Origin of the sequence: Streptomyces sp. NBC_00829 (assembly GCF_045161795.1) — a bacterium.
In the GTDB taxonomy this organism is placed as follows: domain Bacteria; phylum Actinomycetota; class Actinomycetes; order Streptomycetales; family Streptomycetaceae; genus Streptomyces.
The window spans coordinates 2,347,173-2,373,028 of sequence record NZ_CP108867.1; the positions used below are offsets into that span (position 1 = coordinate 2,347,173).

Consider the following 25,856-nt stretch of genomic DNA (forward strand, 5'->3'; position numbering starts at 1 on the left):
GTGTCCAGGTCAGCGGAAGACTCCGGTGTGGCCCAGTGAGTACCGTCCCGGCTGCGGGTAGACCGCGAGGCCGTGTGGGCCGCTGCCCACCGGGATACGGGCCAGTTGCCTCCCGGTCGCGGTGTCGATCGCGTACACCTCGGAGTTGTACCGCCCGGACAGCCACAGGACCTTGCCGTCCGCCGAGACACCGCCCATGTCCGGGCTGCCGCCACCTGGCAGCCGCCACTTGTCGGTGAGCTTCTTCTGCGCGAAGTCGAAGAGGGAGATGGTCCCCTCGCCGCGGTTCGAGATGTACATGACCTTGGAGTCACGGCTGACGTAGAGGCCGTGGCAGCCCTTGCCGGTGGGCATCAGCGTGGGTGTGGTGAACTTCTCGCCGTCGAGCACCCACACGCCGTGGGCCATCATGTCGGCGATGTAGAAGGTCTTTCCGTCCGGCGAGAGTTTCACGTCCTGCGGCATCGCACCGTTGAACGGCAGCCTCTGCTGGCCGACGACCTCCATCTTCTCCGTGTCGACCTTGAGCAACTCGCCGGAGAACTCGCAGGAGACCACGAAGTACCGGCCGTCCGCGGAGAAGTCCGCATGGTTGACGCCGTAGCAGCGGACCGGGGTCGTCTTGATGCGGTTCATGGTGTGCGGGTCGCGGAAGACGAGCTGCCGGTCGAGGGAGGCCATCACGATCGCGTATCTGCCGTTGGGAGTGAAGTAGAGGTTGTACGGGTCGTGGACCTTGATCGGCTTGCCGACGGCGCCGGTGGCCGGGTCGATGGGGGTGAGCGTGTGACCGCGGTTGTTGTTGACCCACAGCGTCTTCATGTCCCAGGACGGGACCACGTGCTGCGGCTGGCCGCCGACCGGAATCGTCTCGATGACCTTGTACGTCGCGGGGTCGATGACCGAGACCGTGTTGGAGTTGGTGTTGGGGACGTACACCCGGGAGGGGAAGCCCCGGACCACCGGCGAGAGCTGGTTGGGGCGGTCCGCGGAGTAGATGTCGTGCGGGTCCAGCACCGGCGGCATGCCGGGCAGCCCGGCCGGGGCGGCCTTCTTGGGCTTGGCGGGCGGCAGCGCGGCCTGGGTGCCGAGCGCCTCGGTCTTGCCGGCGGGCGAGGTGCAGCCCGCGAGGACGGCGAGGAGGGCGCCGGCGAGCAGCGCGGTGGCCCGCTGGGCGCGGGGAGTCGTCGGACGCATCAGATCAGCAGCTCCGTGGTGGTCACCGCGCGCAGGCCGCGGCGTTCGAGGTCGTCGAGGAGTCCCGGCAGTGCGGCGACCGTGTCCGCGTAGCCGAGGTGCAGGCTCACCACCGATCCGCGCTGGATCTTCCCGGTGACGTTGCGGATGACGGCCGCGGCTCCGGGCGAGGTGAAATCGAGGGAGTCGACGTCGTACGAGAGGACGTGCGGGTAGCCCGCGCGGGCCGCGAGCCGGGTGATGAGCCCGGTCGCGTCCTTGGCGCGGGAGGGACGGAACCAGGTGCCGATGGAGCCGGTGAGCCGGCGCAGCCGCTCGGCGCAGCCGGTGATCTCGGCGTAGGCCTCGGTCTCGGACATCGCGGAGATGCCGAGGTGCCGCTGGGTGTGGTTGCCGAGGTCGTGGCCGCCGTCGAGGATCCGGCGGGCGAGGCCGGGGTACTGGTCGAGCCAGCTGCCCACGGCGAGCACGGTGATGTGCGCGCCGGCCCGTTCGGCCTCGGCGAGCACGGCCTTGGTGACGGCCGGGTCCCCCTGGCCGTGGAAGGTGAGAGCCACCTTGTCGCGGTCCCGCGGGCCGTGGGTGATCTGGGCGGGCCGGCCGGGGAAGCGACGGGGGGCCGGGGCGGGGGTGGCCCTCGGGGCCAAATGGTGGCTGCGGGACGGCAGGGCGGGGGCGGCGGGGGGCGCCGGAGCGGGACCGCCGTCGGAGCAGCTCGTGGCGAGGGCGCCCGCGGCGGCGGCTCCCGCTCCTGCGCGCAGGGCGCTGCGGCGGTCGATCGAGGTCACGGGAAAGCACAGTAGGGGTGAATTGGGAGAAAAATAACGATTGACCCAATTCATAACACCTACACGTCGCGGCCACGCCGACCGTCCCACCTGCCCAGGAAGCAATGAATCACTCGCGAGAGCCAATGTTCATTCATAATTTTCCAGGCGGGTGGCTCACCTCACCTACGATTCACTTTAGAGATGCGGCTAATAGCCGACTATTTCCCAGTAAGAACTTTTGGCAATGCCGCATCCCGTCTGCCATAGTCGTTGGCACGACCCCCCTTGACCCGGGTTCAGGTCGTCGTAAGCCGCCGTGGATACACCCCCCCGATCCATGGCGCTCCACGGAAGCCCCCGCTCAGGGGGCTTTCGTGTTTCCCGGCCACGCCGTCCCGGTTGCGCTCAGCGCTCGGAGACCCGCATCTCGAACCAGGTGGTCTTGCCGCGCGGCAGCAGATCCACACCCCACCGGTCGGAGAGCTTGTCGACGAGAAAGAGGCCCCGGCCACTGGTGTCCATTTCCTGGACCGGCATCAGACAGGGCAGGCCGCGCGAGGGGTCACGGACCTCGATCCTGATCCAGCCGCGCCGACGCAGCATGCGCAGCCCGAAAACCCGGGCTCCGGTGTGGCGTACGGCGTTTCCGACGAGCTCGGAGACCAGCAGGACGGCATGCTCGGCGGTCTGCGAGGAGAGCGCCCACTGGCGCAGCACCACGGACTGGGTCAGCCGACGCGCGGTGGCCGCGGACTCCGGGCGCGAGGGGAGCCGGACTTCTTCGTCCGTGGGGTTGCCGAACAATTCGAGCGCCTTGAGCGCCTGTTCGTCCTCGATCGCGGGCATCCACCGCACTGCCGTAGCGCTGCCGCGCTGCCGGGATTGCTCCACACCTTCGAGGCCCGCCATGCACCCATCATGGCCGTAATGAGCGGCTTCCGGGGCCGTTCCAACGGAATAGGACCCCCGGAATCGGCCGCTCCGGGGGGCATGGTTGGCATATGACTCTGGCCGCATGCTGACCCTGATACTCACTCTGAGCTGCGCTGACACTGTGCGCACGTATGATCGCCAAGCGCAACGCGCTGATATCGCTTAAGGCTGCCTTAAGGTTCAGCTAAGCCACACACAGGGTTGACGCGGGATGCGGAACTGCCCAACCGGCCAGAATTCAGAGGAACTTGGCCTTACCCGGCCCCTCCTCCACAAAGCTGCGCATCCCGCGCTCGCGGTCCTCCGTGGCGAACAGACCCGCGAACCAGTTCCGTTCGACCGTGAGACCCGTGTCGATGTCCGTCTCCAGTCCGGTGTCGATGGACTCCTTCGCGGCGCGCAGCGCCAGCGCCGGTCCCTGCGCGAGCCTGGCGGCCCAGGCACGCGCCTGCTCGTACACCTCGGCGGCCGGCACGACGCGGTCCACCAGTCCGAGGGTGAGCGCCTCGTCCGCCTTCACCATCCGGCCGGTGAAGATCAGGTCCTTGGCCTTGGACGGGCCGATCAGACGCGCCAGCCGCTGGGTGCCCCCCGCGCCCGGGATCAGGCCGAGCAGAATCTCCGGCTGGCCGAGCTTCACGTTGTCCGCCGCGATCCTGAAGTCGGCGCAGAGCGCCAGCTCGCAGCCGCCGCCGAGCGCATAGCCGGTCACGGCGGCGACCACGGGCTTGGGAATACGGGCGACGGCGGTGAAGGCGTCCTGGAGGCCACGGGAACGGGCGACCATGTCCGGGTGGGTCATGGTCTGCATCTCCTTGATGTCCGCGCCGGCCGCGAACACCTTCTCGCCGCCGTAGAGGATCACGGCCCGCACGTCGTCGCGGCGGGTCGCCTCGGCGGCCAGCTCGCGCAGCCGGTCCTGGACGGCGATGTCCAGCGCGTTCATCGGGGGGCGGTCGAGAAGGATCGTGCCGACACCTTCGGAGACTTCGAGGGAAACAGTCATGAGGGCAGGTTAGTCGGCGTTAACGCAAAGCGGCCCGGTGCTGTCGGTCACAGCACCGGGCCTCCTGACAGGAGCACTTACTTGATCCACTCCGCCCAGGAGAGGTTCCAGCCGTTCAGGCCGTTCTCCGGGGAGATCTGCTTGTCCCTGGAGTTCTTCACGATCACGACGTCGCCGATGATCGAGCTGTCGAAGAACCAGGCGGCAGGGGTGCCGCTGTCGCCGGCGCCACGGGAGTCACGCAGACCCACACAGCCGTGGCTGACGTTCGCCGATCCGAAGGTGCCCGACGAGGCCCAGTAGTTGCCGTGCACGAAGGTGCCGGACTCGGACAGGCGCATCGCGTGCGGCACGTCCTTGATGTCGTACTCACCGCCGAAGCCGACGGTGGCACCGTTCATCCGGGTCACCTCGTACTTCTCGCTGATCACCATCTGGCCGTTGTACGTCGTGGTCGACGGCGCGCCCGCGGTGATCGGCATGTCCTTGATCTGCTTGCCGTCGCGCACGACCTTCATCCGGTGCGAGGTGGCGTCCACAGTGGAGACCTGGCTGCGGCCGATGGTGAACTTCACCGTCCTGGTCTGCTTGCCGTAGACCCCGGGGCGTCCCTCGACGCCGTCAAGGTTGAGCTTCACGGTCACCTTGGTGCCCGCGGCCCAGTACTTCTCCGGGCGGAAGTCGAGGCGGTCGTTGCCGAACCAGTGGCCCTCGACGGGCACGGCCGGCTCCGCGGTCACCTTGATGGCCCTCTCGACGGCCGCCGGGTCGGTGATACCGCGGGTGAAGTTGATGGAGACCGGCATCCCGACGCCGACCGTCGATCCGTCCTCGGGGGTGTACTGCCCGATGAAGGTGTTCTTCGGGACGAGCGTGGTGAAGGTGGTGTCCTTCGCCGACTCACGGCCGTCCCCGTCCTTGGCGACGGCGTGCACCTTGTACTTGGTGGATCCGGCCAGGTGCTGGAGCGGCTGCCAACTGGCGCTGTCCGCGGCGAGCTTCCCCTCGACCGGGACGCCCTTGTCGTCCTGGACCGTCACCGTGGTGAGCTTGCCCTTGGCCGCGCTGACCTTGAGCGCGCCGCTGGTGGCGACCGCGGAGGCACCGTCCTTGGGCGCTATGGTCACCACCGCCTGGGAGGCCGCGTTCTCGACCTTCCCCCCGTCCTTCTTGCCTTTGTCGCCACTGCCCTTGTCGGAGTCCCCGCCTCCACAGGCCGTGACCAGCAGCAGCAACGCGCCCAGCATCAGAGCCAGAAGACCGGCGCCCCCACGCCCGTGTCCCCGTGCGGCCCGGCCCGACGCCCCCGGTATCGGCTGCCCGTTCAAAATGGTCTCTCCCCTCGCACGGCCTGGCCCCGCCACGGCCCGCACCCCCGCGCGCCTCACGCACGCACGGCGATAGATAATCACACCGCAGGTAGTTGAATGTCCCCGCGAATGTCACCGTTCAGTCCCAACTGTCCGGCGAGCTCATCTGAAAGGGTGGGATGCGGGTGGGGCCTGGCCAGGCCGGTCGAGCAGGGTCAGTGGAGGGCGGAACCGGCCTTCCACACGTCCCAGTCGAGGTTCCAGCCGCCGAGACCGTTGGCGGGGTCGACCGTCTTGTCCTTCGAGTTCACCACCTCGACCACATCGCCGATCATCGACCGGTCGAAGAACCAGCCGGCCGGAGCGTCCGGGCTGCCGCCCTTCTCGTCGCGCAGGCCGACACAGCCGTGGGAGACGTTCGCGGAGCCGAACGTCTCCGGCGCGGCCCAGTAGTTGCCGTGCAGGAAGGTGCCGGAGTCGGTCAGCCGCAGCGCGTGCGGGACGTCCTTGATGTCGTACTCACCCTTGCCGTCGCGCTTCTTGAAGCCGACCGTCGCCCCGTTCATCCGGGTCACGTCGTACATCTCCGTGACGACCATCTTTCCGTTGTACGTGGTCGACTTGGGCGCGCCGGCCGTGATCGGGAGGTTGGCCAGGACCCCGCCGTCGCGGCGGACCTCCATCGTGTGCGCGGTCGCGTCGACCAAGGAGACCTGCGAGCGGCCGACGGTGAAGCCGACCGTCTTCTGCTGGATGCCGTAGGCGCCGGGCGCCGCCTGGACGTCGCGCAGCCGCAGATCGATGGTGACCCGGGTGCCCGGCTTCCAGTACTCGCGAGGACGGAAGTCCAGGCGTTCGTTGCCGAACCAGTGTCCGGCGATCTCCACGGGCGGCTCGGAGGTGATGCGGATGGCGCGCTCGACGGCCGCGCGGTTCTCGATCGCCCGGTTGAAGTCGAAGGAAACGATCATGCCGGTGCCGACGGTGGACCGGTTCTCCGGTTTGAAGTAGCCGATGAAGCGGCGTCCGGGGACTTCGGTGGTGAACGTGGTGTGGCGGGCCGAGCGGCGGCCGTGGCCGTCCAGCGCGACGACATCGACGCTGTACTTGGCCGCGAGGTCGAGGCGGGTCCCCTTGCCGGGGTTCCAGCGCAAACCGTCCTCCGAGATCGCGCCGTGCACCTCGGTCGGCCCGTCGTCCTCGATCTGCGTCACCCTGACGCGCTCCAGCCGCCCGCTGGGCAGCCGCACTTCGAGGGGGCCGTCCGATCCCACCCCCTTCGCGCCGTCCTCGGGAGTGACCCGGATGGTCTCCCCGGGCGACCGCGGCTTGCTGCCGATGTCGAGCCCTTCGCCGGTGCAGCCGGTCAGCCCGGCCATCAGTCCTGCCCATGCCAGGGCTACCGCCATGCCCTGACCTGCCCGCTTCAGTACGTGTCTCACGTACGCCCAACGAGAGCGCCCCTCCGGGGGAAACGTCGCTGCGGGGCCATGTTGGGACATCAGCCGTGCGGGCAGAACAGGTGGGAGGACCACGCGTGGGGTGGCACGGCCGGGACGCCGTGACGATCCGGCCGACAGCGGTGGCCCGACGAGCCGCGGGAGGCCGACAGGTGTCGAGCGCAGCCGAGCAGGAGACAGCGCGGGAGGGGAAGCGGGGCGATGCGCCCGGCCCGGTCAGGGCGGCCGAGGTCAACGGCCGCCACCGGGAGCCGGGTGCGCGCAGGCCTTTGGTGTGGCCGGGGGCACCGACACCGCTCGGGGCCCGCTTCCGGGTCGGTCCCGACAAGGTCTCCGGAACCAACTTCGCGCTCTGGGCGGGCGGGGCGGAGGCGGTCGAGCTGTGCCTCTTCGACGAGGCCGGTTCACAGACACGGCTGCCGCTGACGGAGCTGACCCATGAGATCTGGCACGGCTTCGTGCCCGGGATCGGGCCGGGGCAGCGGTACGGCTACCGGGTGCACGGGCGCTGGGACCCCTGGACCGGCGCCCGCTGGAATCCGGCGAAGCTGCTGCTCGATCCGTACGCCCGCGCGGTGGACGCGGGCCGGGGCAACGACTACGGCGCACTGCCGCCGGAGGTGTACGGCCATGTGCGTGACTGGCCGCAGCAGCATGTCGCCGACACCGTCCGGGATGACCGGGACTCGGCTCCGTACGTCCCCAAGGGGGTCGTCGTCCATGACGACGACGACTGGGCCGACGACCGCAGGCCCAAGACCCCGTGGGCCGACTCGGTCATCTACGAGCTGCATGTGCGGGGCTTCACCAAGCTCCACCCGGAGATCCCCGAGGAGTTGCGGGGCACCTACGCGGGCCTGGCGCACCCGGCGGCCATCGGCCATCTGCAACGGCTCGGGGTCACCGCCGTCGAACTGCTCCCGGTGCACCAGTACGCGCACGAGGACCATCTGCTCAAGCGGGGGCTGCGCAACTACTGGGGCTACAACTCCATCGGCTACTTCGCACCGCATGCCGCGTACTCGGCGAGCGGGACGCGCGGCGAGCAGGTGGGCGAGTTCAAACGGATGGTGCGGGCCCTGCACGCGGCAGGGATCGAAGTCATCCTCGACGTGGTCTACAACCACACGGCCGAGGCGGGCGAGCTGGGCCCGACGCTGTCGCTGCGCGGGATCGACAACCGGGGTTACTACCGGCTCCACCCGGACGCGCGGGCCTACACGGACTACACGGGCTGCGGCAACACCCTGCACGTGGTGCAGCCCCATGTACTGCGGCTGATCACCGATTCGCTGCGCTACTGGGTGACCGAGATGGGCGTCGACGGCTTCCGCTTCGACCTGGCCGCCGCGCTGGCCCGCTCGATGCACGACGTCGACATGCTCTCCCCCTTTCTCGCCGTGATCGCCCAGGACCCGGTGCTGCGGCGGGTGAAGCTGATCGCCGAGCCGTGGGACGTGGGCAACGGCGGGTACCAGGTGGGGTCGTTCCCCCCGCTGTGGACGGAGTGGAACGACCGCTACCGCGACGCTGTCCGGGACTTCTGGCGCGGCGCGCTGCCCGACGTACGGGACCTGGGATACCGCCTCTCGGGCTCCAGCGATCTGTACGCCTGGGGCGGGCGCCGCCCGTACGCCTCCATCAACTTCGTCACCGCGCACGACGGCTTCACCCTGCGCGACCTGGTCAGCTACGAGCACAAGCACAACGAGGCCAACGGCGAGGGCAACCGCGACGGCACCAACGACAACCGGTCCTGGAACTGCGGCGCGGAGGGCGAGACGGAGGACGAGGCCATCAACGCCCTGCGCCGGCGGCAGGTGCGCAATCTGCTGACGACGCTGCTGCTGTCGACGGGCGTGCCGATGCTGGTGGCGGGCGACGAGATGGGCCGTACGCAGGGCGGCAGCAACAACGCCTACTGCCAGGACAACAAGGTCAGCTGGCTGGACTGGTCACTGCCCGAGCGCCAAGGCCCGCGCGGGCTGCTGGAGCTGACCACCCGGCTGCTGTCGCTGCGCCACAGCCATCCGGTGCTGCGCCGCCGCGCCTTCTTCTCGGGCCGCGCCCAGGCCGCGGACGGTCTGCGGGACCTGGCCTGGTTCACCCCGCAGGGCAAGGAGATGACCGAGCCTGACTGGTACGCCCCCGCGTCGACGCTGGCTCTGTTCCTGTCGGGCCGCGACATCCCCGGCCGGGACGCGCGCGGTCAGGCGATCACGGACGACAGCTTCCTGACGATCCTGCACGCGGCGGACGCTCCGGCCGCCTTCCGGCTGCCCGGCCCGCCCTGGGCTCAGGCCTACGAACTGGTGGTGGACACCTCGCGGGAGGAACAGGAGGGCGAGCCGGGGACGGTGTTCGCCGGGGGCGACACGGTGACCGTGCCGGCGCGTTCGGTGCTGCTGCTGAGGGTCGGCGGCTGACCGCCGGCTCAGGAGCGGGCCGGCTCCGCGACGTGCTCTGGCCGGCCGGGCGCAAAACCGGATGAGCGATGTCAGTGGTGAACCGTAGGCTCGCCCCTGATGTTCGAAAAACATTTAGCTGCCAAGGACCGGTCCGCCGTGCGCTCGCTGCTGCGGCTGTGGCCGTATGTACGCCCTGTCCGGACCCGCCTGTTCGGTGCCGCTTTCGTCGCCGTCGTGGCCTCCTGTCTGGGTCTGGTCATCCCGCTCGTACTGAAGTGGATCGTCGACGGCCCCGTGGCCGAGGCCGACCCCGGCGGGGTCTGGCTGGGGGCGCTGGCACTGCTGTTGCTCGGGCTCCTGGAGGCGGGGCTCTTCGGCTTCCGGCGGTGGCTGGTGGCCCGGCCGCTGGCGGGGGTCGAGGCGGCCATGCGGGCGGATCTCTACCGGCATCTCCAGCGGCTGCCGGTGGCCTTCCACGACCGGTGGGCCTCGGGGCAGTTGCTCTCGCGCGGCACGACGGATCTCATGCTGGTGCGGATGTTCCTGGCGTTCCCGCTGACCTTCCTGCTGGTCAACGGGACGACGATCCTGGTCGGGTTCATCATTCTGCTGGGACAGCAGTGGAGCCTGGGGCTGGTGCTTCTCGCGCCGATCGTGCCGCTGGTCGTTCTCTGCTCGCTCTTCGAGTCGCGGTACGCGATCGTCGCGCGGCGGGCTCAGGACCAGGTCGGCGATCTGACGACCGTCGTCGAGGAGAGCGTGCTCGGCATCCGCATCATCAAGGGCTTCGGCCGCCACCGCAGCCAGGCTCTCGCGTTCCGGGAACTCTCCCGGCGGCTGCGCGGCACGGAGATCGGCAAGGCACGGCTGCTGGCCGGGATCTGGGCGCTGATCACCACGATCCCCGAGGTGGTCATCGGCGCGGCTCTGGTGCTGGGGACGGTACAGGTCGCGGACGGCGAGCTGTCCACGGGCACGCTGGTGGCGTTCTTGTCGACGGCGCTGGCCCTTCGATGGCCGGTGGAGTCGATCGGCTTTCTGCTGGCGATGAGCCAGGAGGCGGCGACGGCGACCGAGCGGTACTTCGAGGTGATGGACGCGCGGGAGGAGCCGGACACGTCCGGGGCGGCACCGGCGTCCGGGCAGCCGGCGTCCGGCGAAACCGCATCCGGGAGGACCGCATCCGGGAGAGCGGCACCCGAGGAGGCGGCGTCCGCCGACGGGATGCGGTTCGAAGGGGTGACCTTCCGCTACCCGGACGCTGCCGAGGGTTCCGTACCCGTGCTCGCCCGGATCGATCTGCAGGTGCGCCCCGGCGAGACGTTGGCTCTCGTCGGGGGCACCGGCTCCGGGAAGACCACGCTGACCGCCCTCGTACCGCGCCTGCACGAGGTGAACGGCGGGCGGATCACGCTCGACGGCGAGGACATCGCCGCCATGCCCAGGGAGCGGCTGCGGGAGCTGGTGTCGGTGGCCTTCGAGGAGCCGACGCTGTTCTCGGCGAGCGTAGGCGAGAACGTCCTGATGGGCGCGGAGGGCGCTGACGAAGTCGAACTGGAGCGGGCGTTGGACATCGCCCAGGCCGGCTTCGTCGCCGGGCTGCCGCAGGGCGCCGCCACCCAGGTGGGCGAGCAGGGCCTGAGCCTCTCCGGCGGTCAGCGCCAACGGCTCGCACTGGCCCGGGCGGTGGTCGGCAGGCCGCGTTTCCTGGTGCTCGACGATCCGCTGTCGGCGCTCGACGTGCATACGGAAGCCCTGGTGGAGGCGGCGCTGCGGCGTGTCCTTCGGGACACGACCGCCCTGGTGGTGGCACACCGTCCGTCCACGGTGATGCTGGCGGACCGGGTGGCCCTGCTGTCGCAGGGCCGGATCGCGGCGATCGGCACCCATCAGGAGCTGCTGCGGACGAACGCCGAGTACGCATGGCTGATGTCGGGCGCGGACGCCGGCGTCACCGAGGGGAGCGCACGATGACCACGAGCACGTCAGCCACGACGTCCGCCACGAGGGGCAGCGACGCGGCCCGGCAGCCCGCACCGCGGCCGGACGGTGGTGGCGACCCCTTCGACCGGGACGCACTGCCCGCGCCCCGGGGAGCGACCGGTGCGCTGCTGCGGTCGCTGCTCGCCCCGCGCCGCGGACGGGTGGCCGTCGCCGGGCTGCTCCTGCTGCTCCAGCAGGCCGCGGTCCAGGCCGGCCCGCTCCTCGTCGCCTACGCCATCGACCGCGGCGTGCCCGCCTTCCGCCGGGACGACCTCGGGCCGCTGATCGCCGTCGCCGTCGGGTACGCCGTGTGCGCGCTCGGCGCCGGCGCGCTCCAGTACGCCTTCATCCGCGCCTCCGCCCGCGTCAACCAGGACATCCTGCTCGACCTGCGCGGCCGGATCTTCCGCCATGCCCAGGCCCTGAGTGTGGACTTCCACGAGCGCTACACATCGGGGCGGCTGATCTCGCGGTCGACCACCGACGTCGAATCCCTGCGGGAACTGCTCAGCGAGGGCCTCCAGGAACTGATCATGGTGATCCTCGCCTTCGTCTACATCTCCGCCATGCTGCTCTGGCTGGACATCGGGCTCGGCGGGCTGGCAGTGCTCTCCTTCGTACCGCTGTATCTCCTGGTGCGGCTCTACCAGAGGCGGGCCAAGGCGGTCTACAGCACCCGATCGACGGCGATCGCCGCGGTCATCGTGAAGTTCGCGGAGACGATGAACGGAATCAGGCCGGTGCGGGCCTTCCGGCGTGAGCGCGCCAACGACGCGGAGTTCGCGGGCCTGAACCACCGTCACGAACGCAGCAACGGCGACGCCCTGCTGGAGATGGCGCGCTATGTCGTCGGCTCGCGGCTCGTCGCCAACATCGCCGTCGCCGGGATCGTGCTGTGGGGCGCGTACCGGGTCGCCGCGGGGACGCTCGCGCTGGGCGTGCTGGCCGCTGCCGTGCTGTATCTGAGGCGGCTGTACGACCCCATCGACCGGCTCGGGATGTTCCTCAACTCCTACCAGTCCGCGGCTGCTTCGCTGGAGAAGATCGCCGGGCTGCTGGCCCAGGTCCCCTCGGTCCCGGAGACACAGGAGCCCAAGGAGCTGCCCGCCCCGGACTCCGGCCACCCGGGGCGCGATGTCGTCTTCGACGGCGTCCGGTTCGCCTACCGGACGGGTGGCGAGGTGCTGCCCCGCTTCGATCTGACGATCCCCGCGGGCCAGACCGTCGCTGTCGTCGGCTCGACCGGCGCGGGCAAGTCCACGCTCGCGAAGCTGCTTGCGCGCTTCTACGACCCGAGCGAGGGGAGAGTGCTGATCGACGGAGTCGACCTGCGCGATCTGTCCACACCCGAACTGCGGCGGGGCGTGGTGATGGTGACCCAGGAGGCGTTCCTGTTCTCCGGGACGGTCGCAGAGAACATCGCGATCGGGCGGCCGGACGCGTCACGTGAGGAGATCGAGCGGGCGGCGAAGGCGATCGGCGCGCACGACTTCATCGCCGGGCTGCCCGACGGCTACGACACGGACGTACGCAAGAGGGGCGGCCGCATCTCCGCCGGACAGCGACAGCTCGTCGCGTTCGCCCGCGCCCTGCTCGCCGACCCGGCGGTGCTGATCCTCGACGAGGCGACGAGCTCACTGGACATCCCGGGCGAGCGTGCGGTGCAGCGCGCGATGGACACGGTGCTCCACGGCCGTACGGCGGTGGTGATCGCCCATCGCCTCTCGACGGTGGAGATCGCGGACCGGGTGCTGGTGATGGAGTCGGGCCGGATCGTGGAAGACGGCCCGCCGTCCCGCCTGATCGGCGGTCAGGGCCACTTCGCGGGCCTGCACCAGGCGTGGCGGGACAGCCTCTCCGGCTGATCGGAGCGCGGGTACACCTGCCGAGGCGGGTCTGACCCGGGCGCCCATCGTGCGTACGGCGATTGCGCTCGCCGACGCCGAGGGCTGCCCGTGCTGTCGATGCGGCGGATCGCCCATGCGCTGTCCACGTCGAAATGGGCGCTGTACCGGCATGTCCAGGACACGGGCATGTCGGACGGCGAATGGATGGCACGGAACGAGCCACGGTTCGAGGCGATCGCGGCAATCGGCCACTATCCCCCGCTCAACACGCCGTTCATGCATGACGACTCGACCTCGACCTGGAAATCCTCTTCGATTTCGGGGCTCAGGCGAATGCCGGACGGCTTCGCGGTGATGATCGACGAAACGTCCGCTTAACGAACATGACCAATCGGGCAACGGACGATTTCCGGCCAACTTCTTGACGCGGTCCTGACAGAAAGCATTTTCACCTGCCACTCTTCCCCCGAATCCACGCACCACACGCTCCGCATGCTCTGCCCGGCCGACCTCACCCAGTCGCCCGGTACCCCCCTCGCAGAAGGAGTTCGCGTGAGACCCACGCCTCGTCGGCGCACCACCGCGACCGGAGCTCTCATAGCCACCGCCGCTCTCCTGGCGGTCGGATTCCAGACCGGCACCTCCTCGGCCGAACCGGCGTCAACCGCCGCACCGGCAGCGGCGAAAGCAGGGAAGGCCAACCCCGGCGCCCTGCCGCTGAATCTCACCCCGGCCCAGCGAGCCGAGCTGATACGCAAGCAGAGCGCCACCACCGCGGCCACCGCCAAGGAACTGGGTCTGACCGCCCAGGAGAAGCTCGTCGTCCGTGACGTCACCCAGGACCGCGACGGCACCACGCACACCCGCTACGAGCGCACCTACGCCGGACTTCCCGTTCTCGGTGGCGACCTGGTCGTCGCCGAGACCAAGGCGGGCTCGACCGAGTCGGTCACCAAGGCGTCCACGGCAAGCCTCAAGAGCGTCGGCACGAGCGCCGGCATCGCCCCGGCCGCCGCCGAGAAGCAGGCTCTCGGTGCGGCCAGGGCGCAGGGCTCGGCGCGGACCAAGGCCGACCGGGCACCGCGCAAGGTCGTCTGGATGGCGAAGGGCACACCGACGCTCGCGTACGAGACCGTCGTCGGCGGTCTCCAGCACGACGGCACCCCGAACGAGCTTCATGTCGTCACCGACGCCACCACCGGGGCGAAGCTCTTCGCGTGGCAGGGCGTCGAGAACGGCACCGGCAACACCCAGTACAGCGGCCAGGTCACCCTCGGCTCGACGCAGTCGGGCTCGACGTACAACCTGACCGACGGCGGGCGCGGCGGTCACAGGACGTACAACCTCAACCACGGCAGCTCGGGCACCGGAACACTGTTCTCGGGTCCCGACGACGTGTGGGGCAACGGCCAGGCCTCCAACGCCGAGACCGCCGGCGCGGATGCCGCCTACGGCGCCGGGCTCACCTGGGACTACTACAAGAACGTGCACGGCCGCTCCGGTATCCGCGGTGACGGCGTCGGCGCGTACTCCCGGGTCCACTACGGCAACAACTACGTCAACGCGTTCTGGCAGGACAGCTGCTTCTGCATGACGTACGGCGACGGCTCGGGCAACGCCGCGCCGCTCACGTCGATCGACGTGGCCGCGCACGAGATGACCCACGGCGTCACCGCCGCGACCGCGAAGCTCGTCTACAGCGGAGAGTCCGGCGGCCTCAACGAGGCCACGTCCGACATCTTCGCCGCCGCGGTCGAGTTCTACGCCAACAACGCCCAGGACAAGGGCGACTACCTGGTCGGCGAGAAGATCGACATCAACGGCGACGGCACCCCGCTGCGCTACATGGACAAGCCGAGCAAGGACGGTGCGTCCAAGGACGCCTGGTACTCCGGCATCGGCGGAGTCGACGTCCACTACTCCTCGGGTCCGGCGAACCACTGGTTCTACCTGGCCTCCGAAGGCAGCGGCGCCAAGACGATCAACGGGGTCAACTACGACTCCCCGACCTCCGACGGTCTGCCCGTGACCGGCATCGGCCGGGACAAGGCCGCGCTGATCTGGTTCAAGGCGCTCACCACGAAGTTCACCTCGACCACCAACTACGCGGCTGCCCGCACCGGCACCATCGCGGTCGCCACGGAGCTGTACGGAGCCACAAGCGCCGAGGTCAAGTCCGTCACCGACGCGTGGGCCGGCATCAACGTCGGCGCCCGTCCCGGCGGCGGCGACCCCGACCCGGGCGGCACGGTCTTCGAGAACTCCGCGGACGTGGCGATCCCGGACAACGGCGCGGCCGTCACCTCCTCGGTCAACGTCACCGGCCGCACCGGCAACGCCCCGGCCACCCTCAAGGTAGGCGTGGACATCGTCCACACCTGGCGCGGCGACCTCGTCGTCGACCTGGTCGCCCCCGACGGATCGGTCTACAACCTGAAGCCCTTCAGCGGCTCCGACTCCGCCGACAACGTCCAGACGACCTACACCGTCAACGCCTCCTCCGAGGCCGCCAACGGCACCTGGAATCTGCGAGTCCAGGACAAGGCGGCCCTCGACACCGGCTACATCAACGGCTTCAAGCTCACCTTCTGATCCTGCCGAACGGATCCGGCCGGACCGACCCGTCGGAACGGCTCGAGTCCTGACGACGAGAGCTGCCCGGGGCGCACCAAGGCCCCGGGCAGCTCTCGCGTTTCCCGTGTCGAGAGAGGCACTTCGACCGAGCCGCCCCGCTTCCGCGACGCGGCCAAGCGCTCCGCCCCGGCCGGAGCGCCGCCTCGGCCGAAATCACCCGATGATGCCTGCCATCGCGCCACCGCCGGTGGCGACGCCGCCGTGCGGACGAGGCGCGGCGAACGGAGGCGTGTTCTGGGCGGCACAGGTCGCTCCGACCGGCGGCAGGGTGCCGTCGATGATGTAGCGGCTCTCGTACGCCTGGACGCAGCTGCTGGGGTTGAGCAGAGCGGTGTGCCCGTACCCCTTCAGGGTGAGCAGGCGCGCGGAGGCCAGTTCCCGGGCCATGGCCTCGGCGTCCCGGATGGGGGTGGAGGGGTCGTAGGTGGGGTTGACCAGCAGGATCGGATGCGCTGTGGGGGTGTTCCATGGGCCGGTGTAGCGGTTGGCGGCCACGGCCGGCCAGGTGGAGCACGGCTCGGCGGCCCAGGTCCAGAACCGTCCGAGGTCACCCGAGCGGGCGGCGGCGAACTCCTCGAACCCGTGGTACGCCAGGGGATTGCGCGGCTCGGGGCTGTCGGAACAGCTCACCGCGCCCCCTTGCTCGATCCCCGCGTACGGATACGGGATCGGCGGGGGCTCGGCGGCCGGTGGCTCCGGAACGCGGCCCTGCCACAGGTCCTGCAGCGTGCCGGCGAGGTCCGTCCAGCCGGGATGGACGACATAGAGGGAGTTCGCCACGGAGTCGATGGTCGCGGCGTAGGTCCACGCACCCACCGGATGCTCCCGCAGGCGCAGCGTCAGCTTGTCGAACTTGGCCCGGGTCGCTTCCGGGCTCCCTGCGGAGAACGCGCAGTGAGCCGTGTCGGCCGAGCCGCACAGGGTGAGGAACTGGTCCAGGGTCGCGGCCGCGCCGACGTCCGTGCCCATCCGCAGGAAGAGCGGAAGGTCGGGGTCGCCGGTGGAGTTGTGGTCCGTCCAGGCCTGCGGGTCGATGTTCCCGTCGAGGACCAGGGCGCGGACCTTGGCGGGGAACATGTTGGCGTAGGTGGCGCCCAGGATCGTCCCGTAGGAGATGCCGAGGTAGGTGAGTTGCGGGTCGCCCACCGCCTGGCGGAGCAGATCGAGGTCCTGGGCGGTTTCGGCGGTCGACACATGGCGCAGCAGCTGGGGGTCACGCTGCTCGCAGAGCCGCCCCAGTTCGGCGTATGCGCTGATCCAGGTCGCCCGCTCCTTCTTCCCGACCGGGAAGCCGATCGGCTTGCTCGCAACCCAGGCAGCGGCCTCCTCGGAGCTGCCGAAGCAGTTCACCGCGGTGCTGTAGCCGATGCCGCGAGGATCCCAGCTGACAATGTCGAACCGCTCCCGTACCTCCTTCGGGAAGAACTCGTAGTCCTGCGGCATCTGCACCTTTCCCGGTCCGCCGGGGCCGCCGGGGTTGAAGAACAGGGAGCCGAGGCGCGGTCCTGGGCCGGTCGCCTTCCGTTTGACGACCGCCAACTCGATTGTCCGGCCGCCGGGGTTCTGGTAGTCCAGCGGCACCTCCGCGGTCGCGCACTCGAACGGGCTGTCCGGGACACAGGGGGTCCACTCCAGCTGCGGGACCGGCACCGCGGACAACGGCGCGGCGGGCCGCGCGAGGGCCGGCGCGGTGGCCGCCGTCGAGCAGACGACCGCCACGGCGACGGCCGCGGCGAGGCGTCGGCGGGCCGCCAGTCGTATGGATATCTGCATGTCCGACCTTCCGTGCGTCGTGGCTGGGCGCCCGATACCAGCAAACCTGCGGACGCCGGCTCGCACCCGCGTCAACATCACCGCGGCCCGTCGGAGCCTGCAAGCCAACACAGCCGAATGGATCAGTCCCCCGAGTGGGGCGAGGAACCAAAGGCTCCATGCGCACGTCAAGACGCCGGCTGGCGACATGAAGGAAGGGCGGCACGGTGACGGTCACCGTGCCGCCCTTCACCAGCGGTTCAGCGCATCAGCAGACCTGCGCCCTCTCCCGTCGCCTCGGTCGGCAGCGCCACCAGACCCAGATCCGCGCTGGACGCCAGCAGCGGGTGCGTCGGAAGCACTCGGACGGTGTAGCCGAACGGGCCCGTGCGGTCCAGGGAGAGCGGGCCTTCGTACGCCCAGCGCCCCTCCAGATCTGGCCCGCCGGCCGGCTTCAGCGGGAACGACTCGGCGTCGGCGATCGCATCGTCGGAGTCGACACGGCCGGCCACCGCCTGCACCTCGACGTCCTCGGGCTGGAGCCCGCCGAGCGCGACCCTCACCCGCAGTGCCAGCGTGGAGCCCAGCTCCGCGGTGCCCACGGCCGTGGCCTGCTCCAGCGCCTCCACATGGTCGACGGCCACCTGCGGCCAGCCCGCCCGCACCCGCGCCTTCCAGGACGCCAGCTCCTGGGCCGTACCACCGTCCATGGACCGGTGGGCGCGGGCCGCGGGGGCGTACAGCCGCTCCACGTACTCACGCACCATGCGGCCCGCGAGCACCTTCGGGCCAAGGCTGCCCAGGGTGCGGCGGACCATCTCGATCCAGCGCTGCGGAAGCCCGCCCGCACCGCGGTCGTAGAAGCGCGGAGCGACCCGGTTCTCGATCAGCTCGTACAGCGCAGCGGCCTCCAGCTCGTCCCGGCGGTCGTCGTCCGTCGCCGAGCCGTCCGCCGTCGGGATGGCCCAGCCGAAGTCCGGCTCGAACCACTCGTCCCACCAGCCGTCCAGCACCGAGAGGTTGAGAGCGCCGTTGAGCGCGGCCTTCATCCCGCTGGTGCCGCAGGCCTCCAGCGGGCGCAGCGGATTGTTCAGCCAGACGTCGCAGCCCGGATAGAGCTTCTGCGCCATCGCCATGCCGTAGTCGGGGAGGAAGACGATCCGGTGGCGTACCCGCGGGTCGTCGGCGAACCGCACCAGCTCCTGGACGAGACGTTTGCCGCCGTCGTCCGCCGGATGCGCCTTGCCCGCGACGACGATCTGGACCGGCCTGGTCGGATGCAGCAGCAGCTCCATCAGCCGGTCGCGGTCGCGCAGCATGAGCGTGAGCCGTTTGTACGAGGGGACCCGGCGGGCGAAGCCGATGGTGAGGACGTCCGGGTCGAGCACTTCGTCGACCCAGCCCAGCTCGGCGGCTCCCGCGCCCCGCTGCCGCCAGGAGGCTCGCAGCCGGTCCCGCACTTCGAGGACCAGCTGTTCGCGCAGTTCGCGGCGGAGCTCCCAGATGTCGGCGTCCGGGATGTCGGCGACAGCGTCCCAGCGTTCGGAGCCGCCCACGGACAGGGCGTCCTCGGCCCGGCCGGCGCCGATCCGGCGCGCGCCCAGCCGGAACACCTCGGGCGCCACCCAGGTCGGCGCGTGCACCCCGTTGGTGACGGAGGTGATGGGCACCTCCTCGGCGTCGAAGCCCGGCCACAGCCCCGCGAACATGCCGCGGCTGACGGCCCCGTGCAGGGTGGATACGCCATTGGCGCGCTGGGCGAGCCGCAGGCCCATCACCGCCATGTTGAAGAGGTTGGGCTCGCCGCCCGGATAGGTCTCCATGCCGAGCTGGAGCACCTTCTCGACCGGGACCCCGGACAGTTCGCCCCGGTCTCCGAAGTGCCGGGCGACGAGCTCGCGGTCGAAGCGGTCGATCCCGGCCGGCACGGGGGTGTGCGTGGTGAACACCGTCCCGGCCCGTACGGCCTCGAGCGCCGCGTCGAAGTCGAGACCCTGGCCCCCGCGCTCGGGCGGTTCGCCCATTTCGCGGATGCGTTCGAGCCCGAGGAAACCGGCGTGCCCCTCGTTGGTGTGGAACACCTCGGGCGCCGGGTGGCCGGTCAGCCGGCAGTACACCCGCACCGCGCGTACGCCCCCGATGCCGAGCAGCATCTCCTGGAGCAGCCGGTGCTCGCTGCCGCCGCCGTAGAGCCGGTCGGTGACATCGCGTTCGCCGGGACCGTTCTCCTCGACGTCCGAGTCGAGCATCAGCAGCGGTACCCGGCCGACCCGGGCGACCCAGATGTGCGCGCGCAGGGCGCGCCCGCCGGGCAGCGCGAGGGAGACCGGAGCCGGAGTCCCGTCGGGCTCCCGCAGCAGGCCGAGGGGCAGTTCGTTCGGGTCGAGCAGCGGATAGTGCTCCAGCTGCCAGCCGTCGCGGGAGAGCGACTGGCGGAAGTAGCCGTGCCGGTAGAGCAGCCCGACACCGATCAGCGGAACGCCGAGGTCGCTGGCGGCCTTGAGGTGGTCGCCGGCCAGGATGCCCAGGCCGCCGGAGTACTGGGGCAGCGCGGCGGTGACGCCGAACTCGGGTGAGAAGTACGCGACCGCGGCCGGGAATTCGGTCCCTTCGGGGTCGCTGCCGACGGGCGCGCCGCTGTGGGTCTGGTACCACCTGCGCCCGTGCAGATAGTCGTCCAGATCGTCGGCGACGGCGGCAAGTCTGCGCAGAAATCGGCGGTCCCCGGCCAGCTCCGAAAGCCGCGCGGCGGACACGGCCCCGAGCAGCCGCACGGGATCGCCTCCCGCCGCCTGCCACCCCTCGGGGTCGACGGCCTGGAAGAGGTCACGGGTCTCGGGGTGCCAGGACCAGCGCAGATTGCGCGCCAGATCGCTGAGGGGGAGGAGCGGTTCGGGGAGGACGGGGCGGACGGTGAATCGACGAATGGCCTTCACGGGTCCCACCTTCGCAGGAGAGGTACGCATCCGAGGGGACGCACGACGGTGTGCGTCTCTCCGTCACCCCCGACGGTAGTGCTCGCGACGCCTTCCGAACCACGGCGCACGGCCGCGTGGCAAGTTTCCGCCGGGGCATTCACCGCCGGGAGCGCACCGCCGGGCCGTAGGGCGACCCCTGGTTGACGCTCTGGGGGTCGAAGGCCCCGGTCGCGGCGTACCGGGAGGCGATCTCGTCCAGCTCCGAACGGGGGATCACCTGGTCGATGTCCGTGAAACCGCGGGGGGCCCGCTCGTGGGCGAGGTTGATGACGACCTCGGGGCCCAGCTGCCGGTTGGCCCGCTGGAGTTCGGTCATGGCGGGCCTGCGCTCGGCCTCGTACGCGGCGAACGCCTCGGCCGGGTCGGGGTGCAACGCCATGGCGTGACCGAGGGCGCGGGCGTCGACGATGGACTGGGTCGCGCCGTTGGACCCGATCGGGTACATGGCGTGCGCCGCGTCCCCGACCAGCGTCGTACGCCCGTGGGACCAGCGCTCCAGTGGCTCACGGTCGACCATCGGGTACTCGTACGCCGTGTCGGCGGCCTTGAGCACCTCGGGGACGCTGACACCGTCGAAGTCCCAGCCCTCGTAGTGGTGCAGGAACTTGGTGACGGGTACCGGGCGGTTCCAGTCACCGCGCGTAGCGTCGTCGACCGAGTCCGCCGGCATCGCGAGCGCCCAGTTCACGAGGACCTCGCCGCCGTTCCTCGTGGGCATGGTCATCGGGTAGACCACGGCCTTCCTGCGGTCGTCGCCGGCGATGAACATGAAGGTGCCGATCTGCTGGGCGGGCATCCACGAGACGCCGCGCCAGACGAGCATGCCGTTCCACGGCGGCTCCCCCTCGCCCGGGTTGAGGGCCGCGCGGACCGTCGAGCGGATGCCGTCGGCGCCGATGAGGGCGTCGGGTTCGAGGGACGCCTTGCCGCGCCGGGCACCGTCGCGGTGCTCCAGCTGGACCCGGGCGCGGCCGTCGGGGAGCGGATCCAGGCCGGTGACCTTAACCCCGCCGACCAGGGCGGCGCGGCCGAGCCGGGTGCGTACCGCATCCGCGAGCACGAGCTGGAGTCCACCGCGCGGGACGGAGAGCTGGGGCCAGTGGTATCCGGCGCCGAGGCCGCGCGGCTCGCAGGAGATCAGCGCCCCGCTGCGGTGGTAGTAGCGCAGCTCACGCGTGCGTACAGAGTGCTCCTCCACCTGGTCGAGCAGCCCGAGCGCGTCCAGCTCGCGCACCGCGTTGGGCATGATGTTCAGCCCGGCTCCGACGGGCCGGATGTCCTGGACCGTCTCCACGACCGTGATCCGCTCGAATCCGGCCGCGTGCAGGGAGAGTGCCGTGGTGAGTCCGGCGATTCCACCACCGGCGATCATGATGTGCGTCATGGGGAACCTCCAGGGACCGTCAGGCGGCGGGGGTGCGGGGCCGTTCGGCGGAGCGGCGCACCAGGGTTTCGTTGTCCCGGGTCAGACCGAGGACCGCGCGCAGCAACTCGATCGGGGCGCCGCCGCTGCCCAGCTCGTACAGCCGTACCTCCTCGCTGTACGCCTTGCGGGCGATGATCATGTGGCGGGCGCGGAAGGTCTTGAGGATGCGCAGCACACGGGCGAGGGAGACGGCGGAGGCGGCGAGCTGCGGCGGCAGCTGGTCGGCCGCCTCCCAGCTGATCGCGGCGGACAGCTTGGAGACGGCCGAGGTGGCGCCCCGTTGCGCCGCGAAGTGCTCACGCCAGGAGGGGAGGCTGTACTGCACCGATTCCTCCAGGAAGGCGTCGTAGGCCGGGCTGCTGCGGTCGCTCTGCCACAGCGTCAGATCGACGAGCCAGAGCGGCACCTGGGCGGCGGCGGGTCCGAGGTAGTCGACGCCCGCGATGTCGATCTGCTCGAAGTAGGAGCGCAACTGTGTGGCGAAGAAGACCGGCGAGACCTGGGTGACGGTGAAGTCGATGGAGTCGACCATGGACTGCACATGCCGGGCGGTACGGTCGAGGGCGAGGGCGAAGCCCGGTTCGTACGGCTCGGTGCCGGCCAGTTCCGTGCAGGTGCCGAGTGCCGCCACCAGGCTGGGGAAGACCATCCGGACCGCCTCCTGGAGGCTGGCCTCCATGGTGTCGCCGGTGTACATCCGCTGTCTGGGGCCCAGCGGGTTCCAGGTCGTGTAGTGGTGCACGGTGTCGCGCGGCACCATGTCGGTGCGCCGTCCGAGCTCCTGAAGCGCCGGCAGGACTTCGGGGACCGCGGCGACGGGCTCGGCGCCGTGGCGTTTGAGGGAGCCGAGGAGGATGCCGAGGTCGCGCATGGCGGCGAGCGCGTCGGTGACGGAGAACCTGGCGAGGCGGTCCTCGTCGGGCATCAGCGTGCGCAGGGCGACGGTGAGTGCGGGCACATCGGCGTCGGCGTTCATCGCGGGCAGCGCGGCGAGCAGCGCGTCGGCGCCGAGCGGATCGGCGGCACGTATCTCGGCTATCCGGTAGCGCGGGTCACCACGCAGACGGAGACCGGGCGCGACGAGGTCGTTCGAGGTCAACGGAATGCCCCCCTCGGGCAACATCGGTCAGTGGGTGGGATGCGGAGCTGCGGACGTCACGCGGTCACCGGACGTCCTGGCCGCGTGCGGACACTTGCGCCGCACGCTCTCGCCGCACACGGTCACTCCACGGCACCGCCCACAGGGTCCCGCCGCGGTGGCGCCACGGCGGATCCGGGCAGCCGCAGTCGTACGCAGAGCAGGGTTGCCAGTGCCGCGAAGGCGGCCCCCGCCAGCAGCGCGGAGCGGAAGCCGGTGGTCTGCGCGGCGGCTGACGCCCCGCCCGCCGCGGTGGCCACGGCGACCAGGACGGCGAGCCCGAGCACCGAGCCGAACTGCTGGCTGGTGTTGACGAGTCCGGAGGCGAGCCCGGTCTCCTCGGGTGCGGCGTCGGAGGTGGCGGCCACATTGGTGGTGACCATGACCAGGGGCAGCGCGACCGCGAGGACGAGGCTGGGCGCGAGGACCGTGCCGGCGAAGGTGCCCTCCGCGGCGAGCGCGAGCGCCAGCCACACCATGCCGGTGACGAGCAGCGCGAAGCCCAGGGTCATGGTGGCCCTGAGTCCGATCCGGAGGATGATCCGGCCGGTCTGCGGAGCGATGGCGACGACGACGAGCGACAGCGGGAGCAGTCCGAGTCCGCCGGTCAGCGGCGACTGGTGGAGCACCCGCTGCAGATAGAGGCTGACCAGGAAGAACATCGGGAACAGTGCCATCTGGGCCAGTGCGCTGAGGAGGTTGGCGTCCCGCAGCGCGGGCCGTCGCAGCACGGCCGGCGGTACCAGCGGGCTCGCCGCCCTCGCCTCAAGCACACCGAAGGCGGCGAGCAGCAGGAGTCCCCCGGCCCCCGCTGTCAGGGTGCGCACCGAGGTCCAGCCGGCCTCGCCCGCGCCGACGAGCGCGTACGCGAGCAGGCCGAGGCCACCGGTGGCGGTGAGCGCGCCGCCGAGGTCGAAGCCCCCCGGGACAGGGCGGCGCGCGTCCGAGGGCAGCCGCAGCAGGGCCGCCGCGCCGAGCGCGAGCGCGACGCTCACATTCAGCCAGAACGTGGAACGCCAGCCGAGGAGATCGGTGAGCACCCCGCCGAGCACGGTCCCGAGGACACCGCCGAGGCCGCCCATCGCGGCGAACACGCCCAGGGCCCGGTGCCGTTCGGGCCCGTCCGGGAAGAGGGTGAGCAGCAGCGCGAACGCCGCGGCGGCGGCGAGGGCGGCCCCCACGCCCTGCACCGCCCGCGCGGCGACCAGCGCACCGGCCGTCCCGGCGAGGCCCCCGGCCGCCGACGCGGCGGCGAGCAGCCCCAGTCCCGCGAGGTAGAGCCTGCGGTGTCCCAGCAGGTCGGCTGCCCGCCCGCCGAGCAGCAGCAGTCCGCCGAAGGTGATGAGGTAGGCGTTGGCCACCCAGGACAGCGCCGCCGAGCCGGAGCCGAGATCGTCGCCCACCGACGGGAGCGCGACATTGACGATCGCCGTGTCCATGATCAGCAGCAGCTGGGTGGAGGCGAGCAGGACGAGCGCGGCTCCGGGGCGGGCGGCTCCGGGGCGGGCGGAACTCACTGTCCCGCCCCGGGGCCGTAGCCGTCGAGGCATGCCTGGGCCAGCTGCTCGCAGTTGTCGGCGCCGCCGGCCGATGTCTGCATCGTCAGGCAGACGTACGGGGCCCCGTGGTAGAAGCGCTCGTACTGCTCGTGGCGCCCGGCGAACTCCGATCCGAGGGCGTCCCAGACCAGCTTCAGCAGCTTGATCCGGCCCTCGGCCGTCACTCCGGGGGCACGCAGGTACTTCTCGACGACCGGCCCGAGCTGGGGGTGGAGCAGATCCTGGGCGGAGGCGGGCAGCTGGATGACCCCTCCGCCCGCGAGCAGCTTGATCTCCTGGACGGCCCGCGGGTAGAGCTCGCCCGCCATGATGCGCTGGGCGAAGGAGATCTCCTGTCCGGGCATGACGCCGCCGCGTCCGCCGTCGACCTGCTCGAAGGACGCCTCGGCGGCCAGCACGAAGGCCTTGGCCTGGGCGACCATGGCGAGCAGCCGGCCGACCGACTGGGTGACGGCCGGCAGTTGATACGTGTTGTTGGACCTGGTGAGCAGGATGGCGAGGCCGGTGAGGAATTCGAGCTTGGTCCAGAAGCGGGTGGCCGCCTGGTGCACGAAGTTGAGATAGGCCGGGGTCCCCCACCACATCGCGGCGGTCGACTCGACATCGCGGTACGTCAGCACCCGCTCCCACGGCACGAAGACGTCCTCGCAGACGAGCAGCGCGTCGTTCTCGTCGAAGCGGGAGGAGAGGGGGTTGTCGAGGACGCTGCGCGCCTGCGCCTCGTAGGAGGTGCGCGAGACGAGCTTCAGGCCGGGCGCGCCGACGGGCACGGAGAAGGACAGCGCGTGTTCGACGTCCCCGGGGGCCAGTGGCTCGATCGTGCCGACGAGCACCTCGTCGGCGAAGACGGCGCCTGTGCCGATCATCTTGGCCCCGCGTACCACGATGCCGCCGTCCTTCTCGGCGACGGCCCGCACCACCAGGTCGTCCTCGCCCTCCCCGGACCGCGGGTTGGTGATGGTGAAGGCCGCGTACAGATCGCCCTCGGCCAGCCTTGCGTGGTATGCGAGGGCGTTCGCGGCGCCGTCGAAGGAGTCCGTGGTGAACAGACCGGGCAGCGCGGCGAAGCCGGCGGCCCCTCCCGCCATGCAGTCGGGGGTACGGCCGAGGAAGCCGAAGCTCGACTCGGCCCACACCTTGTACGCCGTGCGCCGCGCGACGAGGTCCTCGTAGCTGCGGGGCACGGCGAAGGCGCGGTGGACGCCGCCGGAGGTGAGGGCCTCGCTGTGCTCGGAGTCGTGCGACAGGTCGTAGAGCCGTGCCATGGACGCGGCGGTGTTGCGGAACGCGGCGTGGCGGGTGACGTCCTTGACCCGTTCGCCGTCGAGCCACACCTCTCGCCCGTCATCGAGCGATGCGAGGTACTCCTGGCCGGACCTGGTCAACGTCTCTCCTCAAACGAAATGTCCCGCGACACAGCCGAGCCTCGCTCCAGGTATGGAGGCCGGGCAATGA

The 25,856-nt window shown here is 70.6% G+C and carries 17 protein-coding genes; 5 read left to right on the top strand and 12 right to left on the bottom strand.

Features of this window, described 5'->3' with window-relative positions; translation table 11 throughout:
* Positions 1–9: 9 nt before the first annotated feature.
* The 6 genes from OG293_RS09650 to OG293_RS09675 all read right to left on the bottom strand — a co-directional run bounded on the left by OG293_RS09650 (position 10) and on the right by OG293_RS09675 (position 6,658).
* Entirely contained in the window at positions 10–1,197 is a 1,188-nt protein-coding gene (locus OG293_RS09650; protein ID WP_405998355.1) for a YncE family protein, read from the bottom strand.
* Complete coding sequence (locus OG293_RS09655; protein WP_405998356.1) at positions 1,197–1,985, bottom strand: polysaccharide deacetylase family protein; 789 nt, start codon at positions 1,983–1,985, stop codon at positions 1,197–1,199. The genes OG293_RS09650 and OG293_RS09655 overlap by 1 nt, the downstream gene beginning before the upstream one ends.
* A 387-nt stretch (positions 1,986–2,372) precedes the next feature.
* Positions 2,373–2,876: an ATP-binding protein gene (locus tag OG293_RS09660; protein ID WP_405998357.1), complete on the bottom strand. Its 504-nt coding sequence runs from the start codon at positions 2,874–2,876 to the stop codon at positions 2,373–2,375.
* 262 nt (positions 2,877–3,138) lie between these two features.
* Positions 3,139–3,906: an enoyl-CoA hydratase/isomerase family protein gene (locus OG293_RS09665; RefSeq protein ID WP_405998358.1), complete on the bottom strand. Its 768-nt coding sequence runs from the start codon at positions 3,904–3,906 to the stop codon at positions 3,139–3,141.
* A gap of 77 nt (positions 3,907–3,983) precedes the next feature.
* The gene (locus tag OG293_RS09670) at positions 3,984–5,234 is read right to left on the bottom strand and encodes an Ig-like domain-containing protein (protein WP_405998359.1); all 1,251 of its coding nucleotides are present in this window, start codon (positions 5,232–5,234) and stop codon (positions 3,984–3,986) included.
* Positions 5,235–5,431: 197 nt separating this feature from the next.
* Positions 5,432–6,658, bottom strand: a complete 1,227-nt coding sequence (locus OG293_RS09675) for an Ig-like domain-containing protein (protein ID WP_405998360.1) — start codon at positions 6,656–6,658, stop codon at positions 5,432–5,434.
* A gap of 170 nt (positions 6,659–6,828) precedes the next feature.
* Here OG293_RS09675 and glgX point away from each other — a divergent pair, with 170 nt between their 5' ends.
* From glgX to OG293_RS09700, 5 genes are all read left to right on the top strand, one after another.
* Positions 6,829–9,102 (top strand): glycogen debranching protein GlgX, encoded by a 2,274-nt coding sequence (gene glgX / locus OG293_RS09680; protein WP_405998361.1) that lies wholly within the window; start codon positions 6,829–6,831, stop codon positions 9,100–9,102.
* Between the two features lie 99 nt (positions 9,103–9,201).
* On the top strand, positions 9,202–11,058 hold the full coding sequence (locus OG293_RS09685; RefSeq protein WP_405998362.1) for an ABC transporter ATP-binding protein: 1,857 nt from the start codon (positions 9,202–9,204) through the stop codon (positions 11,056–11,058).
* The gene (locus OG293_RS09690; RefSeq protein WP_405998363.1) at positions 11,055–12,932 is read left to right on the top strand and encodes an ABC transporter ATP-binding protein; all 1,878 of its coding nucleotides are present in this window, start codon (positions 11,055–11,057) and stop codon (positions 12,930–12,932) included. The genes OG293_RS09685 and OG293_RS09690 overlap by 4 nt, the downstream gene beginning before the upstream one ends.
* 90 nt (positions 12,933–13,022) lie before the next feature.
* Positions 13,023–13,292, top strand: a complete 270-nt coding sequence (locus tag OG293_RS09695; protein ID WP_405998364.1) for a hypothetical protein — start codon at positions 13,023–13,025, stop codon at positions 13,290–13,292.
* Between the two features lie 174 nt (positions 13,293–13,466).
* Positions 13,467–15,506, top strand: coding sequence for a M4 family metallopeptidase (locus tag OG293_RS09700; protein WP_405998365.1), 2,040 nt, complete (start codon positions 13,467–13,469; stop codon positions 15,504–15,506).
* 195 nt (positions 15,507–15,701) lie between these two features.
* On the opposite strand, the gene OG293_RS09705 is transcribed toward OG293_RS09700, so the two are convergent.
* The 6 genes from OG293_RS09705 to OG293_RS09730 all read right to left on the bottom strand — a co-directional run bounded on the left by OG293_RS09705 (position 15,702) and on the right by OG293_RS09730 (position 25,786).
* Positions 15,702–17,321, bottom strand: a complete 1,620-nt coding sequence (locus OG293_RS09705; RefSeq protein ID WP_405998366.1) for an alpha/beta hydrolase — start codon at positions 17,319–17,321, stop codon at positions 15,702–15,704.
* A gap of 239 nt (positions 17,322–17,560) precedes the next feature.
* Complete coding sequence (gene glgP / locus OG293_RS09710) at positions 17,561–20,236, bottom strand: alpha-glucan family phosphorylase (protein WP_405998367.1); 2,676 nt, start codon at positions 20,234–20,236, stop codon at positions 17,561–17,563.
* 139 nt (positions 20,237–20,375) lie between these two features.
* The gene (locus tag OG293_RS09715; protein ID WP_405998368.1) at positions 20,376–21,662 is read right to left on the bottom strand and encodes an FAD-dependent monooxygenase; all 1,287 of its coding nucleotides are present in this window, start codon (positions 21,660–21,662) and stop codon (positions 20,376–20,378) included.
* A gap of 19 nt (positions 21,663–21,681) precedes the next feature.
* Complete coding sequence (locus tag OG293_RS09720; RefSeq protein WP_405998369.1) at positions 21,682–22,803, bottom strand: monodechloroaminopyrrolnitrin synthase PrnB family protein; 1,122 nt, start codon at positions 22,801–22,803, stop codon at positions 21,682–21,684.
* A 122-nt stretch (positions 22,804–22,925) separates the two neighbouring features.
* A complete protein-coding gene (locus OG293_RS09725) occupies positions 22,926–24,359 on the bottom strand; it encodes an MFS transporter (RefSeq protein WP_405998370.1) in 1,434 nt (477 codons plus the stop codon).
* Positions 24,356–25,786: a 4-hydroxyphenylacetate 3-hydroxylase family protein gene (locus OG293_RS09730; protein WP_405998371.1), complete on the bottom strand. Its 1,431-nt coding sequence runs from the start codon at positions 25,784–25,786 to the stop codon at positions 24,356–24,358. Before OG293_RS09730 ends, OG293_RS09725 begins: the two co-directional genes overlap by 4 nt.
* Positions 25,787–25,856 lie beyond the last annotated feature (70 nt).

What these genes read in the sequence shown, in the direction of transcription:
- OG293_RS09650 (WP_405998355.1), bottom strand. Translation starts at nt 1,197, where the DNA reads ATGCGTCCGACGACTCCCCGCGCCCAGCGGGCCACCGCGCTGCTCGCC.
- OG293_RS09660 (WP_405998357.1), bottom strand. Translation starts at nt 2,876, where the DNA reads ATGGCGGGCCTCGAAGGTGTGGAGCAATCCCGGCAGCGCGGCAGCGCT.
- OG293_RS09665 (WP_405998358.1), bottom strand. Translation starts at nt 3,906, where the DNA reads ATGACTGTTTCCCTCGAAGTCTCCGAAGGTGTCGGCACGATCCTTCTC.
- OG293_RS09685 (WP_405998362.1), top strand. Translation starts at nt 9,202, where the DNA reads ATGTTCGAAAAACATTTAGCTGCCAAGGACCGGTCCGCCGTGCGCTCG.
- OG293_RS09690 (WP_405998363.1), top strand. Translation starts at nt 11,055, where the DNA reads ATGACCACGAGCACGTCAGCCACGACGTCCGCCACGAGGGGCAGCGAC.
- OG293_RS09705 (WP_405998366.1), bottom strand. Translation starts at nt 17,321, where the DNA reads ATGCAGATATCCATACGACTGGCGGCCCGCCGACGCCTCGCCGCGGCC.
- OG293_RS09715 (WP_405998368.1), bottom strand. Translation starts at nt 21,662, where the DNA reads ATGACGCACATCATGATCGCCGGTGGTGGAATCGCCGGACTCACCACG.